At 70.8% G+C, this 14,951-nt stretch carries 14 protein-coding genes; 9 read left to right on the top strand and 5 right to left on the bottom strand.

The window, feature by feature from the left end; genetic code table 11:
- Positions 1 to 25 precede the first annotated feature (25 nt).
- Positions 26 to 574, top strand: a complete 549-nt coding sequence (locus tag ACQPZF_RS02530) for a Uma2 family endonuclease (protein ID WP_433274404.1) — start codon at positions 26 to 28, stop codon at positions 572 to 574.
- A gap of 168 nt (positions 575 to 742) precedes the next feature.
- On the opposite strand, the gene ACQPZF_RS02535 is transcribed toward ACQPZF_RS02530, so the two are convergent.
- The 3 genes from ACQPZF_RS02535 to ACQPZF_RS02545 form a co-directional block, all read right to left on the bottom strand.
- Positions 743 to 1,699: an o-succinylbenzoate synthase gene (locus tag ACQPZF_RS02535; protein WP_433267810.1), complete on the bottom strand. Its 957-nt coding sequence runs from the start codon at positions 1,697 to 1,699 to the stop codon at positions 743 to 745.
- A 10-nt stretch (positions 1,700 to 1,709) separates the two neighbouring features.
- Positions 1,710 to 2,354 carry a hypothetical protein gene (locus ACQPZF_RS02540; protein WP_433267812.1) on the bottom strand — a complete coding sequence of 215 codons (645 nt, stop codon included), beginning with the start codon at positions 2,352 to 2,354 and terminating at the stop codon, positions 1,710 to 1,712.
- A 94-nt stretch (positions 2,355 to 2,448) separates the two neighbouring features.
- Positions 2,449 to 4,113, bottom strand: coding sequence for a DNA repair helicase XPB (locus tag ACQPZF_RS02545; RefSeq protein ID WP_433267814.1), 1,665 nt, complete (start codon positions 4,111 to 4,113; stop codon positions 2,449 to 2,451).
- A 213-nt stretch (positions 4,114 to 4,326) separates the two neighbouring features.
- On the opposite strand from ACQPZF_RS02545, the gene ACQPZF_RS02550 reads away from it, so the two are divergent.
- The 4 genes from ACQPZF_RS02550 to ACQPZF_RS02565 all read left to right on the top strand — a co-directional run bounded on the left by ACQPZF_RS02550 (position 4,327) and on the right by ACQPZF_RS02565 (position 7,319).
- Positions 4,327 to 4,908, top strand: a complete 582-nt coding sequence (locus ACQPZF_RS02550; protein WP_433267815.1) for an LppU/SCO3897 family protein — start codon at positions 4,327 to 4,329, stop codon at positions 4,906 to 4,908.
- 68 nt (positions 4,909 to 4,976) lie between these two features.
- Positions 4,977 to 5,843: an LppU/SCO3897 family protein gene (locus tag ACQPZF_RS02555; RefSeq protein ID WP_433267817.1), complete on the top strand. Its 867-nt coding sequence runs from the start codon at positions 4,977 to 4,979 to the stop codon at positions 5,841 to 5,843.
- Positions 5,844 to 5,898: 55 nt separating this feature from the next.
- Positions 5,899 to 6,369: an LppU/SCO3897 family protein gene (locus tag ACQPZF_RS02560; RefSeq protein WP_433267819.1), complete on the top strand. Its 471-nt coding sequence runs from the start codon at positions 5,899 to 5,901 to the stop codon at positions 6,367 to 6,369.
- A gap of 194 nt (positions 6,370 to 6,563) precedes the next feature.
- Positions 6,564 to 7,319 (top strand): LppU/SCO3897 family protein, encoded by a 756-nt coding sequence (locus ACQPZF_RS02565; protein WP_433267821.1) that lies wholly within the window; start codon positions 6,564 to 6,566, stop codon positions 7,317 to 7,319.
- Positions 7,320 to 7,411: 92 nt separating this feature from the next.
- Here the strand turns inward: ACQPZF_RS02565 and ACQPZF_RS02570 are convergent, their stop codons facing one another.
- On the bottom strand, positions 7,412 to 8,386 hold the full coding sequence (locus tag ACQPZF_RS02570; protein ID WP_433267823.1) for an ABC transporter substrate-binding protein: 975 nt from the start codon (positions 8,384 to 8,386) through the stop codon (positions 7,412 to 7,414).
- 409 nt (positions 8,387 to 8,795) lie between these two features.
- Between ACQPZF_RS02570 and ACQPZF_RS02575 the strand changes: the two genes are divergently transcribed.
- Genes ACQPZF_RS02575 through ACQPZF_RS02590 form a run of 4 tightly spaced genes read left to right on the top strand, consistent with a single transcriptional unit; the run spans position 8,796 to position 14,097 of the window.
- Positions 8,796 to 12,314 (top strand): nitrate- and nitrite sensing domain-containing protein, encoded by a 3,519-nt coding sequence (locus ACQPZF_RS02575; protein WP_433267825.1) that lies wholly within the window; start codon positions 8,796 to 8,798, stop codon positions 12,312 to 12,314.
- Positions 12,311 to 12,730 carry a roadblock/LC7 domain-containing protein gene (locus tag ACQPZF_RS02580; RefSeq protein ID WP_033442969.1) on the top strand — a complete coding sequence of 140 codons (420 nt, stop codon included), beginning with the start codon at positions 12,311 to 12,313 and terminating at the stop codon, positions 12,728 to 12,730. The genes ACQPZF_RS02575 and ACQPZF_RS02580 overlap by 4 nt, the downstream gene beginning before the upstream one ends.
- Positions 12,731 to 12,761: 31 nt before the next feature.
- Entirely contained in the window at positions 12,762 to 13,511 is a 750-nt protein-coding gene (locus tag ACQPZF_RS02585; RefSeq protein WP_433267827.1) for a DUF742 domain-containing protein, read from the top strand.
- Positions 13,492 to 14,097: a GTP-binding protein gene (locus ACQPZF_RS02590; RefSeq protein ID WP_433267830.1), complete on the top strand. Its 606-nt coding sequence runs from the start codon at positions 13,492 to 13,494 to the stop codon at positions 14,095 to 14,097. The genes ACQPZF_RS02585 and ACQPZF_RS02590 overlap by 20 nt, the downstream gene beginning before the upstream one ends.
- 99 nt (positions 14,098 to 14,196) lie before the next feature.
- Here ACQPZF_RS02590 and ACQPZF_RS02595 read toward each other — a convergent pair whose 3' ends face one another.
- Complete coding sequence (locus ACQPZF_RS02595) at positions 14,197 to 14,559, bottom strand: helix-turn-helix domain-containing protein (protein WP_433267832.1); 363 nt, start codon at positions 14,557 to 14,559, stop codon at positions 14,197 to 14,199.
- Positions 14,560 to 14,951 lie beyond the last annotated feature (392 nt).

A 14,951-nucleotide genomic window follows, 5' to 3' on the forward strand; every position in this document is an offset into this window, starting at 1 on the left:
CGCCTGGGCGTGAAATACTGTGACCATGCTGACCGTTGCGGAGTATGCCTCGCTCGGTGAGTTCGAGTGCGGTTATACGGAACTGTGTGAAGGGCGGGTGGTGATATCGCCGAATCCGGCGGTCGAGCACAATGTCGTCTTGGGTCGGTTGGCTTCTCAGTTGCACTCGCAGTTGCCCGGTCGACTGATCGTGGTCCACGGTCTCGACATCGATCTGGAGCTCGCTCCGCCTGCTGGGCCGGGGTTCTCGCGCAGACCTGACCTGGTGGTACTCGATGCTGCCGCGCTTCAGCGGGTGAAGGGCGGCGGCGGCATGATCCGCGCCTCCGAGGTGCGAGTGGTGATCGAGGTCGTGTCGCCGGACTCCCACTGCACCGACTACGTGGTCAAGCGCGCGGAATACGCCGATGCCGGTATTCCGCGCTACTGGGTCGTTGATCCGGTCGAACCGATCTCATTGGTCGACTGCCATCTCGCGGGGGAGTTCGGTTATCGGGATGCTTCGGCGGTGACCGGCACATTCGTGACCACCGTGCCGTGTCCGATCACCCTGAAAGTTGACGAATTGTCCTGAGGCTCGCCAGGTGCAGGCCTTTCGCCTCCCTGGTTGTCGAGCCCTGGATGCCGAGCCTTGGGTTTGGAGCCTTGGGTTTGGAGCCCGCGTTCGGAGCCTTGGGTTCGGGGCCTGCGATCGGCGCGAAATCAAAGTTTGGCGCGGCGGCGGCGGTCGGCGCTAGGGCGTTCAGCGCCAGGCCGGGGCGATGCCGGCCTCGGCCGTCACGCGGGCCAGGCGTTCCTCCCAGCGGCGCGTGGTGGGCGGGTCCGCGGTGAAGTCGGCCATCCGGTCGGGTTTCGGCGCTTCCGCCGGCACCGGCAGCCAGCCGTCCACCGGACGCAGGGACTCGCTCGCCACGTCCCCGTCCAGCAGCGACAACGTCCCCAGCCCACACGCGAAGTCCAGCTCCGGCAACGCCCCGGCCAGCGCCAGCCCGGCCGCCATCCCCACCGACGTCTCCACCGCCGACGACACGACACAAGGCAACCCGCAGGCCTCGGCGACCTCCAACGCCCGCCGCACCCCGCCCAACGGCGCCACCTTGATCACCGCCACGTCCGCCGCCCCCGCGACGGCGACCCGCAACGGGTCCTCGGCGCGTCGGATGGACTCGTCGGCCGCGATCCGCACGTCCACCCGCCGCCGCACCGCCGCCAATTCCTCGATCGACGGACAAGGCTGCTCCACGTACTCCAACCCCCGCGCGGCCCGGTCCAGCTCGCGGATCGCGGGCACGGCGGTGTCCACGTCCCACGCGGTGTTCGCGTCGACCCGCAGCGCTCCGGACGGCCCGAGCGCGTCCCGCACCGCCGCCACCCGCTCCAGGTCGTCCGACAGCCCGACGCCCGGATCGGCCACCTTGACCTTTGCCGTCGAACACCCCGAGGCCACGACGATCTCGTACGCCCGTTCCGGCGACACCACGGGCACCGTGCAGTTGACCGGGATCCGCGACCGGACCGGCGCGGGCCAGCCGTCGGTGGCCGCCTCCGCCGCGCACGCCAGCCACGGCACGCACTCGGCGTCCGAGTAGTCCAGGAACGCGCAGAACTCACCCCACCCGCGCGGCCCTTCCAGCAGCACGCCCTCCCGGACGGTGATACCGCGGAACCGGTTGCGCATCGGGATCGAGTAGACGAACACGCCGCAGAGCCTAGAGCGGGTCCAGCGCGGCGACCCGGCGGAGCGCGCTCGCGGCGAGTTCCGGGTCCAGCTCCTCGACCGCGATGCGGAGCGCGGCGCCGAACTGGTCCACCCGCCGGTCCAGCTCGGCCAGCGCCCTGGTCGACTCGGCGATGGCGGCGGCCAGGCCGGGCCTGTTGTCGGTCCGGGCGAGGGCGTCGCGCACCGCCAGGCTGTTCCGCAACGCCACCAGCGCCTGCCACAGCAGCAGTTCGACGTGGGCGAGCCGCGCGGAGTCGGCGTTCTCCCGCACCGCGAGGAAGTGCTCGCACAGCTTCCGCGCCCGCCGCCGCTGCTCGACGTCGGCGAACTGCTCGCAGTGCACGACATCACGCTCCCGCGCGGCCACCACGACGTCCCACTCGGAGACCCGCTGCGGCAGCAGCAGGATCCCGCCGACGAACAGGAACGGCACACCGGCCAGCACCACCGCCGACCACAGCGCGGGCGCGAGCATCACCAGCACCCCCGCCAGCGGCACCGCCACCGCCAGCAACACCCGCGACCGGGCGTGCCTGGCCCGCTGCCCGGCCAGCCGCGCGGGCCCGCCCCGATCAGCGCCCGGCCGCCACATCCACCAGCGCGGTAACGGCTTGAGCCGCACCACCACAGTCATGTCTCACCCGATCGTCGGGCAGTAGGACGGCGATCAACCTAGCGGGCGCGACGGTCGGGCAGAAGATCACTCAGCGCTTCGGCCCAACCGGGGGTCAGGACCCCACCTCGGGGAGCTTCGGGCCGAGCAGGTCGTCCGCGTCCACGATCTTGTACGCGTACCCCTGCTCCGCCAGGAACCGCTGCCGGTGCGCCGCGTAGTCGGTGTCCAGCGTGTCCCGCGACACCACCGAGTAGAAGTGCGCCTGCCGCCCGTCCCCCTTCGGCCGCAACAGCCTGCCCAGCCGCTGCGCCTCCTCCTGCCGCGACCCGAACGTCCCCGACACCTGCACGGCGACCGAGGCCTCGGGCAGGTCGATGGAGAAGTTCGCGACCTTCGACACCACCAGGGTCCGCAGCTCACCGCGCCGGAACGCGTCGAACAACTGCTCGCGTTCCTTGTTCTTGGTGGAACCCTGGATGATCGGGGCGTCCAACGCCTCGCCCAGCGACTCCAGTTGGTCCAGGTAGGCGCCGATCACCAGCGTCGGCTCGTCCGGGTGGCGGGCCAGGATCGCCTTCACCACCGGCAGCTTCGTGCGGGCGGTGGAGCACAGCTTGTAGCGCTCGTCCGGTTCGGAGGTCGCGTACTCCAGGCGTTCGTGGTCGGTCAGCGTCACCCGGACCTCCGTGCAGTCCGCCGGCGCGATCCAGCCCTGCGCCTCGATGTCGCGCCACGGCACGTCGTACCGCTTCGGCCCGATAAGGGAGAACACGTCGCCCTCCTGGCCGTCCTCGCGCACCAGGGTCGCGGTCAGGCCCAGCCGTCGTCGGGACTGGAGGTCCGCCGTCATCCGGAACACCGGGGCGGGCAGCAGGTGCACCTCGTCGTACACGATCAGGCCCCAGTCGCGGGAGTCGAACAGCTCCAGGTGCTTGTACTCGCCCTTGGACTTGCGGGTGATCACCTGGTAGGTCGCGATGGTGACCGGGCGGACCTCCTTGCGCTCGCCGGAGTACTCGCCGATCTCCTCCTCGGTCAGCGACGTCCGCGCCACCAGCTCGCGCTTCCACTGCCTGCCCGCGACGGTGTTCGTCACCAGGATCAGCGTGGTCGCGCCCGCCTCGGCCATCGCCGCCGCGCCGACCAGCGTCTTGCCCGCGCCGCACGGCAGCACGACGACACCCGAGCCGCCCGCCCAGAACGCCTGCGCCGCCAGCCGCTGGTAGTCGCGCAGTTGCCAGCCGTCCTCGACCAGCGAGATCGGGTGCGCCTCGCCGTCCACGTAGCCGGCCAGGTCCTCGGCGGGCCAGCCGACCTTGAGCAGCAACTGCTTGAGCCGACCGCGCTCACTGGGGTGCACGACCACCGTGTCGTCGTCGAGGCGCGCGCCCAGCATCGGCTTGACCTTCTTGTGCCGGAGCACCTCCTCCAGCACCGCCCGGTCGGTCGAGCTGAGCACGAGGCCGTGCGCGGGGTGGTTGGCGAGCTGGAGCCGGCCGAACCGGCCCATCGTGTCCACCACGTCCACCAGCAGCGGCTGCGGCACGGGGTAGCGGGAGAACCGGACCAGCGCGTCCACCACCTGCTCGGCGTCGTGCCCGGCGGCACGCGCGTTCCACAGCGCGAGCGGCGTGACGCGGTAGGTGTGGACGTGCTCGGGGGCGCGTTCCAGCTCGGCGAACGGCGCGATGGCGGTGCGCGCGTCGTCCGACAGCGGGTGGTCGACCTCCAGCAGCAGGGTCTTGTCCGACTGGACGATCAGTGGGCCGTCGGTCACGAGAACGCACTCCTGTCGTTGGCGTATCCACCAGTGTTCCAACCGGGCGCAAGTCGATCGCGGCCGGTGTGAGGCGGCCCACACCCGAAGTCCGCGGACTCGTTTCGGTAACACCGCATACCCCCGGATGGGTGACCCGATAGCTTGCCGACTTCCCGTCCGCGTGGAATCGCGCGGAGTCACGCAAGTCCCCGAGAACGAACGAAGGACATCATGAGCACGGACGCGCCCGCGCCCACCCCCAACTTCCCGCCGGCGGCGCCTCAGCAGCAGGAGCCTGCTCCGCCGAAGAAGAAGAGCATCGTCAGCCGCATCCTGACCGCGGTGGTCGGCATCATCGTCGCGGGCCTGGTCGTCTACGGCATCAACTACTTCACCAGCGACGCCGCCCAGTCCAAGGCCGGTGACTGCGCCAGCGTGACCGGCACGACGACGAAGCCGGAGTTCAAGACCGTGGACTGCGGCGCGGCCGAAGCGAACTACGACATCGCCAAGGTGCTCAACTCCACCTCGGAGTCGTGCGGCGGCAACTACGACGAGTACACCGAGACCGCCCGCCGCGGCCCCGACTCGAAGCTGTGCCTGATCCCGCGCGTGGCCGAGGGTGCCTGCTACGACCTGGAGAACACCGCGAACATGGGCTTCCCGAAGGTGGACTGCGGCAAGTCCGGCGCGTTCAAGCTGGTCAAGCAGCTCAAGGACGTCGAGGACGAGGCCGCGTGCACGGACAGCGCGCCGCTGACCTTCCCGGAGCCGAAGCTGACGCTCTGCTTCGCACCCGCCGAGAGCGCCTGATCGCGGCGACGGGTGCGCGGGCCGCTACCTTCTGTGGCGTCACGCGCACCCGTCCAGCGAGGATGATCATGAGCAACGAGCCGAACCAGCCCGCCGAGGACGCGCCCGAGCCCAAGTCCGCGGAGGCCGCAGGTCAGGCCGCACCCGCGCCGAAGGCCGACGCCGACGCACCGAAAGCCCCCGCGCCCGCCGCCGACGCCGCCAAGCCCGCGCCCGCTGCCACCCCTGCCGGCAGCGCCGCCAAGCCCGCCGAAGGCGCCGCGACGCCCGCCGCCGAGTCGGCCGAGCCCGCTGCCGAGCCCGCTGCCGCCGTGCCCGCCGACGCAGCCGCGAAGCCCGACACCCCGGCCGGTGCGTCGCCCGCTGGCGAGGCGCAGCCGTACCTGATCGCGCCGGACGACGAGGAGCGCGCCGAGCCCGCCAAGGCGGGCAGCCCGACCAGGAAGATCCTCATCGGCGTGCTCGGCCTGGTGATCGTCGTCGCCGGCTTCTTCGCCGTCCGCTACTTCGTCGGCAACAGCGCCGCCGCCACGGCGGGGGACTGCGTCGACCTCATCGAGCAGCCCGACAACCGCGCCGACGTCAAGACCCTCGACTGTGACGACGAGAAGGCCACCTACAAGGTCGGCAAGGTGATGGACAAGGCCGAGGACGTCTGCCCGGAGGAGGGCCTCTACACCGAGGTGTCCCCGGCGTCGAGCGTCGGCGGCGACGGCTACAAGCTGTGCCTGCTGCCGAACATGGTCGAGGGCGCCTGCTACCAGCCGGACGAGAGCAGCACCGGGTTCGTGAAGGGCGACTGCACCGGCACGGACACCTTCAAGGTCACCCAGGTCATCAAGGACGTGTCCGACCTGACCAAGTGCCCGGACAGCGCCGGCTTCGCCTACCCCGAGCCCGCCGTCACCTACTGCCTCGCCCCAGCCGAGTTGTAACCACATGCGGTGAACTCGTTCAACTCGGCGCGCGGCCGTGCCGATGTCCCAGTCCATGCGGAAGATCGGATGGGGCGTCGGCGCGGCCGTCGTCGCGATTGCGGGCGGGTACGCGCTGACCATGACCGGTGGCGACGCCGCGCCGCCGCCACCGGCGCCGGGTGACTGCGCGAGCGTCGTCGGGCAGGCCGAGCAGCGCCGCTACCTGGCCCTGGACTGCGGGGCCGAGCAGGCCATGGTGAAGGTCGCCAAGGTGGTGGACGACCAGGCGCAGTGCCCGAAGGGCGCGCCGTACTCGACCTTCCACGGCCCGGTGACGCTGTGCCTGATCCCGAACTTCGTGGAAGGCGCGTGCTACCAGCAGGACCGGGACGCCGGCCTGCGCAAGGCGGACTGCGCCGCGGCCGAGGCGTTCAAGGTCGTCAAGGCCGTCCAGGGAACCGTGAAGTGCGACGACGGCCGGACGCTCGCCTACCCCGAGCCCTCGGTCACGTTCTGCCTCACGCGCACCACCGCACCGGGCTGAGCCCTTCGCGACCATCCCAGGCCGCGATCCGCCGCGCCGGGCTGAGCCCCTCGCGACCACCCCGGGCCGCGATCCGCCGCGCCGGGCTGAGCCCCTCGCGACCACCCCGGGCCGCGATCCGCCGCGCCGAAACGCCTGCGCCCGCCGCTCCCACGGCGGTACGTTCCGCTCGCCCGACCCGAGAGGAACGCAGCGTGACCACGCCCCCGAACCCGCCGCCGTACAGCCCCCAGCCCGGCGGTCACCCGCCCCAGCAGCCGGGCTGGGGACCGCCGCCGCAGGGTTTCCCGGCTCAACCGGGTCACCCCGGACCGGGCTATCCCGCACCACCCGGCTACGGCGCACAGCCGCCCGGCTACCAGGGACCGCCGCCGAACCAGGGCTACCCGCCGCCCGGAGGCTTCCCCCCGCCGCAGGACTTCCCGCCACCGCCGAAGAAGAAGACCTCGACCGGCGCGAAGGCGCTGATCGGCGTGGTGGTGCTGGGCATCGCGGCCATCGTGGTGATCGGGATGATCGCGGGCGCGGGCAGTCCCGGCCGGGCGAACGCGGGCGACTGCATCAAGGTCAACTCGGCGAGCGTGGGCAAGGCGGACGTCGACACCGTCGACTGCTCCTCGCCCGAGGCGGCGTTCAAGGTGGCCGTGAACCTGGACAGCAGCACCAGCGCGTGCCCGTCCGGCGACTACTTCGAGTACAGCGACCGGGGCGGCCGGCGGAGCAACGGGTTCAAGCTGTGCCTGGTGTTCAACGCGAAGCAGGGTGACTGCTTCAAGCAGGAAGGCACGATTGTCGCGGGCAAAACCACCAAGGTGACCTGCGATTCGTCGGCCACCCACAAGGTGACCAAGGTCGTGAACACCTCGGACGAGAACGCGTGCGCGAGCGGCGAGGCGGTGGTCGTTTACTCACAGCCCGCTACCACCCTCTGCCTGGTCAAGACTGAATAACAAAAAGCAAGGGGCCTTCCGCGGTCGACGCGAAGGCCCCCTACAAACGTTCTTGGTGCACGGCGTGCGACGAACCGGTCGCACGCCGCTGATCATGTGGTGCCCGGCGGGAGCAGGCCCTGGACGTCCAGCCGGCCCTGCAGGACCTCCTCGGTGTCCATCATGTCCGCCACGCGCTGGAGCCGGATCGGGTTGAGCGACAGCGGGAACGTGCCCACCGAGACCAGCGCGGCGGTCTGCTGGTCCACGTCGACGTAGCCGGTCAGGGCGTCCTGCACGGACAGCTTGTTGTCCGTCGCGAGCTGCTGCGCGTCCCGCAGGACCTGCCGGAACAGGGCCAGCGTCTTGGGGTTGGCGTCGGCGAACTTCTTGCTCGACGCGTACCCCGACATGGGGAAGTCCTTGGTCGGGCCGACCGCGGTGTCGGTGACGATCCGCGCGCCGACGTCCTTCTGCGCCTTGGTGATGAACGGCTCGGTCATCCACGCCGCGTCGACTTCCTTGGCCCGCATCGCGAGCACCATCTGGTCGAACGGCATCTCGCGCAGGTCGATCCGCTGCTTCTCGACGCCCGCCGTGTCCAGCACGGCCTTGGTGGTCAGCGCGCCGACGTCGGACTCGCTGTTCACCGCGATGCGCGGCGCGACCAGCTTGTCCGGGCGGTCGTAGTTGGGGTCGGTCGTGACCAGCGCCATCGTGTTCGCGCCCGCCTGGTACGCCTCGCCCTGGAGTTGCAGCTCGGTGCCCTCGGCGACGGCGCGGAACAGGTTGACGTGGCCCGCCCAGGTGATGTCCAGCGTCGTGTCGAGCTGCTTGATGCCCTCGGCCTCGCTGCTCAGCGTCACGAGCTGCACGGACAGGCCGGCCTTCTCGAACAGCTTCTCGTTGGTGGCGAGCCTCAGCGGGGCCACGTCCACCACCGGCATCACGCCGATGCGCAGCGTGTTGCGCTCGACTTCGGGGCGGTCGGTGCCTTCGGTGCCCGGCAGCAGGCCGCACGCCGTCAAGGTCGCGGCGCACGCGAACAACGCTGCCGCACGTCGCAGAACACGCGCTGGGGTTGGCATGGCACCTCTCGCCGCGATGACCGCTGGAGCGGGTCTATTTGATCAACCGAATTTTCGACGCAGTTGTCGATGCGGGGGATGGTAACCACCCAGAGGTATGAAACGACAGCCCCGGCGGATACTGTGAGTGCTTCCCGGAGTCTTCCCTGGGGCAGGGGTGCGGCACTACGCTCCCGGCCGGGTGGCACAAGGTCCAAGTGGGTCGTCGTGTCCCCGTGCGGAGGTGGGGTGCCTAGCCGGCACTACCACTCCTGTGCTGCAATTCGGCCCGATTTGCCAGTCCATGCTTCGGTCCGGGGGAGAGGCCGGGGAACACTGCTGCCGGAAGAGGAAGCCCAGGGTGGCCCGACGAGAGAGAGGTCCCAGCCAGTCCGGCGTGGGGATTACACCGCGCTCCGATAGCCCCGGAATGGGTGACGGACTGGCTGCGCTGCGTGATGGAACTGTGACCGAGTCAACGGGCGCCGGGCCGACAACCGAGGTGCGCACCAAGCAGAACGCCGGTACCGCCCCGTGGCGGCTCCGCAACTGGCGCCTGCCCACCAAGCTGGCGGCCGTCCTGCTGATCCCGACCGTGGCCGCGCTGGCCCTCGGCGGGCTGCGCGTGCAGTCGGACCTCAGCGACGCGACGGAGTTCAACCGGCTGGCGAACCAGATCCAGCTAGAGGCCGCGGTCGCGGACCTGGTGCAGCAGTTGCAGCGCGAGCGCGACCTGAGTGCGAGCCACGTGGCGTCGGGCAAGAGCCTCGACCGCGTCGTGCTCGACCGCCAACTGCGCCGGGTGAACGACACCACGGACGCGTTGAACAACAAGATCTCCGAGCTGAGCGGCGACCTGGACGACGAGGTCGTCACCCGGTTCCGCCGCGCCGCCGAGCAGCTCAAGCGGCTCAACAGCCTGCGCAACGCCGTGCGGGACACCGCGTACCCGTCCGACGCCGTGCTGCGCACCTACTCCGAGTCCGTGGAAAGCCTCCTGGACCTCGGCGAACAGGCCATCGCGGGGATCAGCCACCCCGAGCTGGTGCGGCTGCACCTGGCCACCAACGCGATCGCGCGCATCAAGGAGCAGGAGTCGCGCAAGCGCGGCATCATGCTCGACGTCTTCCAGCGCGGCGGCTTCGGCCCCGGCCAGGAACGCGCGCTGCTCGCCGCGAACGCCGAGCTGGACGCGGCCCGCAACGACTTCCGCAAGTCCGCGACGCCCGACCAGGCCAAGATCTACGACGACACGGTCACCGGCCTGATCGTCGACACCGCGAACGACATGCAGGAGTCGGCGCTGAACCTGGGCGCCGGCGGCAAGAGCCTGTCCTCGCTGCGCCCGGAGAAGTGGGACATCGCGTCCACGCTGACCGTGAACCTCACCCGGGACGTGGAGAACCTGCTCCTGGAGCAGCTCCAGAACCGCACCGACGAGCTGACCGACCTGGCCCGCACCGCCGCGCTGCGCGACTCGGGCATCGTGCTCGGCGCGCTGCTGCTGGCGTTGATCATGGCGTTGTTCGTGGCCCGGTCGATCCTCAACCCGCTGCGGACGCTGCGCCGCACCGCGCTGGAGGTCGCCGACCACGGCCTGCCGGACGCGGTCAGCCGCATCCTGGTCGACCCCAACCCGCACGAGGCCGCGAAGACGGCCATCGCGCCGGTGCCGATCACCACCAAGGAAGAGGTCGGCCAGGTCGCGCGGGCGTTCGACGCGGTGCACGGCGAGGCGGTCCGGCTGGCCGCCGAACAGGCCCTGCTGCGGGACAACGTCAACGCGATGTTCGTCAACCTGTCCCGCCGCTCGCAGGCCCTGGTGGAACGCCAGCTCAACCTGATCGACCGGCTGGAGCAGGACGAGCAGGACCCCGACCAGCTTGCCAGCCTGTTCGAGCTGGACCACCTGGCGACCCGGATGCGCCGCAACTCGGAGAACCTGCTGGTCCTCTCCGGCACCGACCTGTCCCGCCGGCTCACCCGCCCGGTGCCGGCCGCCGAGGTGCTCGGCGCGGCGGTGTCCGAGGTCGAGCAGTACGCCCGCGTGCAGGTCGGGCAGACCCCGGAGCTGACCGTCCAGGGCCGCGCGGTCAACGACCTCGTGCACCTGATCGCGGAGCTGCTGGACAACGCCACCGCGTTCTCCGACCCGGTCACCCCGGTCACCGTGCGCACGGCCCGCACCCGCAAGGGCGAGCTGGCGATCGAGATCCAGGACCGCGGCGTCGGCATGGTCGAGCAGGAGATCTCGGACGCCAACGAGCGGCTGGCCGACCCGCCGGACGTGGACGTCGCGGTGTCCCGCCGGATGGGCCTGTACGTGGTCGCGCGGCTGGCCAAGCGGCACGACATCCGGGTCCGGCTGCGCGCCAACGAGGACATCGAGGGCGGCACCACCGCGCTCGTCGTCGTGCCCGAGACGCTGGTCGCCGCGCCCGGCGCGGCAGGCGGTCCGGTGCCGACGGAGTCCGTGTTCGGCACGCCGGCCACGTACCAGACGAACCCGGCGGAGCGCGCGAGCGGCATCGCGGGCGCGTTCACCGGCGCCGTGCCGCGCGTGGACGACGAGTCCGGCCACCCGAGTTCGCCGCGCTTGAACGAGGAGTCCGGCTGGGGCAGCTCGCCGCGGCTCGACGAGGAGTCGGGCTGGGGCAGCTCGCCGCGCCTGAACGAGGAGCCCGGCTACGGCAGTTCCCCGCGCTTGGAGGACGAGCCGGGCTGGGGCAGCTCCCCGCGGCTGGACGAGGAGCCCGGCTACGGCAGCTCGCCGCGCTTGGAGGACGAGCCGGGCTTCCCGGTGAGCTTCGTGCGCAGCGACAGCGAGCCGGACCCCGCCGGCCTGCCGTCGTTCGGCGAGGCCCCGGCGGAGACCTCCGGCGAGATCTCCCAGCCGTGGCGGCCACTGGCCGAGGAGCACAGCGGGCGGGACGTCGAGCGCGAGCCCGCGGGCTCGTTCGGCGAGCCGACGCTGTTCACCGCCTACGAGGACCGGCACGAGCAGGACGACCAGGACCAGCACGGCTTCGAGACGACCCAGTTCGCGCCCGCCATCGAGAGCAGGCTCACGCGCGAGCCGTACGCGGAGCCGTTCGCCGCGGAGCCGTTCGCCGCGGCGCCGGAGCGGTTCGACGAACCCCAACCGGTGCGGCGCAACGGCTCCTCGCCGCACGCGCCGGCGGCCAAGGAGGTCGAGCACGACTTGGACGCCCCGACCGAGCGGCTGCCGATCTACGAGGCGGTCCTCTCGCAGTGGTTCCAGGCCGTCGGCAGCGAGACCTCGGCGGCGACCGCCCAGGCGGTGCCGCCGGCCCCCGAGCCGGACGCGGAGCCCGCCGCGCGCGAGGAGACGTCCCTGCCGACCCGCAAACCCCGCTCGACGACGCCGGCGGCGCCGACCGCGGAGGCCGGCCCGGCGCACCCGCCGCTCGCGCCGCGCGAGGCCGACAAGGGCCGCCCGTTCACCGAGGGCGGGCTGCCGAAGCGGCAGCCCGGCTCCCCCGCCAACCTGCCCAAGCGCGCTCCGGAGGTGTCCCGCGTGACCGAGCCCGAACCGGTCGCCGAGCCGGAGCCGGTCGCGAACGGCGCCTTCGGCCACGGGGACGCCGAGCACGGCGACCTCGCGCCGGCCACCGAGTCGACCTGGCACTCGCCGGCCGACGAGGGCTGGCAGGCGGCCCAGGCGCTGCTCGGCAAGACCCCAGAGACCACGACACAGGCGGGGTTGCCCAAGCGGGTGCCCAAGGCTCAGCTTGTGCCGGGATCAGCCGCTCCCAAGCCCCTTTCCGCGGAGCGGCAACCGCAGCGGCCCCCGCTGCCACCACGATCGGCTGACGCGATCCGTGGACGCATGTCGAGTCTTCAGCAGGGCGTCCGTCGAGGGCGACACGCGATGATCGACGCTTACGCTGGTGACATGTCGAGCCGGCAAGACGAGGAGCAGGAGTGACGACCGCAGCTCAGCCAGGCAGCTTTGGTTGGCTTATCACCGACTTCGTGCGCAGGGTTCCCGGTGTGGCACATTCCGTGGTCGTGTCGGCGGACGGGCTGTTGCTCGCCGGCTCGCAGGGCCTGCCCCGCGACCGTGCCGAACAGCTCTCCGCGGTGGCGTCCGGACTGGTCAGCCTCACCGCCGGCGCGGCCAGGTGCTTCGAGGCGGGCACCGTGAACCAGACCGTGGTCGAGATGGAGCGGGGCTACCTGTTCCTGATGTCGATCAGCGACGGGTCGTGCCTCGCGGTGCTGGCGGCCCCGAACTGCGACATCGGCCTGGTGGCGTACGAGATGACCCTGTTGGTCGAGCGCGTCGGCCAGCAACTGACCCCGGAGCTGCGCGCGCAGCTCCAGGGTGTGGTTCGGCGGTAGATCCTCATGAGATCGTGGGGGTGAGCGGTAAATGGCTGAACGATCTGGCGCCGGCGGACGTCGCTTCGGTAGGAACTTCAACTACCAGGAGTGGGCGGCCGGGGGCTTCCAATTCGCTGAGCCGGATGCCGACCCCTCAGCAGACGAGGAAGCCGAGGACGTACCCAACTCGTGGACCGGTCGGGCGGCCGAGCCTCCACGGGTCGAAGGCACAGGGCAGGGGCTAGGCGATATGTCTCAGCGTGAGGTTGACGACTCGTCGTACGACTACGACGACGTCCCCAACCGGTTCGACATCGACGGGTACGGCAGCGGGCTGTTCGGAGGTCCGGGCGCCGACCTGTTCGGCGCTCACAACCTGCCGGACAGCGTGCCGGAGCAGCTTCCCTACACGACCGGTCCGCAGCCGGTCGTGCGCCGGGAGGAAAACCCGGCGGCCGAGTCGGGCTCGCTGGTCCGCCCGTACACCCGGACCGGCGGCCGTACCCGGCCGGACTACGACCTCGCGATCGAGGCGCTCGTGTCGACCAGCGAGCGGGGTCTGGAACGAGACGCGGCGGTGCTCCCCGAGCACCGGTCGATCTGCGGGCTGTGCACCGACACGCGGTCGGTGGCGGAGGTGGCCGCGCACCTGCGGCTGCCGCTGGGCGTCGTGCGGGTGCTGATCGGCGACATGGCGAGCATGGGTTTGGTTTTGATTCACCAGGGCGGCTTGGTCGTGGGGGACCGGCCTTCCATTGAATTCCTTGAGAGGGTGCTCAGTGGGCTTCGCAGGCTCTAGCCCCGACGCGGCCGAAGGCGCACGGAAGCCGACGACCTCCGCGAAGATCGTGGTGGCCGGTGGCTTCGGCGTGGGCAAGACGACGTTCGTCGGTTCCGTGTCGGAGATCGTTCCGCTGACCACCGAAGCGGTGATGACCGAGGCGAGCGCCGGGGTCGATGACCTGTCGGCGACGCCGAACAAGGTCACGACGACGGTGGCGATGGACTTCGGTCGGGTGTCGTTGGACCAGGACCTGATCCTGTACCTGTTCGGTACGCCGGGTCAGCACCGGTTCTGGTTCATGTGGGACGACTTGGTGAAGGGTGCGATCGGGGCGATCGTGCTGGTGGACACGCGGCGGTTGGCGGACGCGTTCGCGTCGATCGACTTCTTCGATGATCGGCAGTTGCCGTACGTGGTGGGGGTGAACTGTTTCGACGGTTTGCTGCATCACCGGATCGAGGATGTGCGGGAGGCGTTGACGATCGACCAGTCGGTGCCGATAGTGACTTGTGACGCTCGGAACCGTCAGTCGACGAAGCAGACGCTGATCACGCTGGTGGAGCACGCGATGCGCCAGTGGATGTCGGTTCGCGCCGGCTGAGCCGGGTTTCGGCGGTGGGGCGGTCACCTTGGTGGGGAGGCCGCCCTTCGAGCGTGCCCGGCATCGCCTGGTCCGGCGTCGCGGAGGGGACTTCGCGAGTCAGGCCGTGACGGCGTCGCGGTCGATTTCGCTCGCCGAGACGGTCACGTCGTGGTCATCGAAGTCGGCGACGACGCGCAGACGTCCGCCGACAGCCGTGATGTAACGGTTCAGCGTGTCGACTTCCAGTTGGCCGACCTCGCCGCGTTCGAGCTGGCTGACCCGCGGTTGGCTGATTCCCATGCGGCCGGCGACCTGGGTCTGCGACAGCCCGCGTTCTTCGCGTAGCTGCGCCAGCCGGAAGCCGAGGATGAACGCGTGGGTGCGGTTGCGCGCATCTTCGCGAGCCTGCGCCACGTCTCGGCCGGCCGCTGCATCACGACGTGCCTTGTCTGCTTTAACGTCCTTCCAGGAACGAGTCACCGTCAGTCCCTCTCCCTGAGCGTGTCCGCTTGCGCAGGTGTTCGTCGAACCTCCGGTCGGCGACCGGGATACCGCGCTCGTACCAGCCTTTCCAGTCGCCGGACTTACGCCGGGTCAGCACCGGTTCTGGTTCGTGTGGGACGATTTGGTGGGGAGGCCGCCCTTCGAGCCTGCCCGGCATCGATCCGAGGGCGGCGTCCACCGGCCGCGCCATCGTGGCTGCTCAATCCAGGAGCGGCCCCCTCGTGGGAGGCCGCCCCTCGGGCTGCTCCGGTGAGCGGGGTGACGCCCGCCGCGCGGCTGCCCTCGTCACGAGGTCGATGGGATCGCGCTCGCCCGTGGAGACGACCGCCGGGGCGCGCCCGACCAACGCCCCGCCTCCACAGACGCTA

The organism is Actinosynnema sp. CS-041913 (assembly GCF_050942485.1).
GTDB lineage: Bacteria > Actinomycetota > Actinomycetes > Mycobacteriales > Pseudonocardiaceae > Actinosynnema.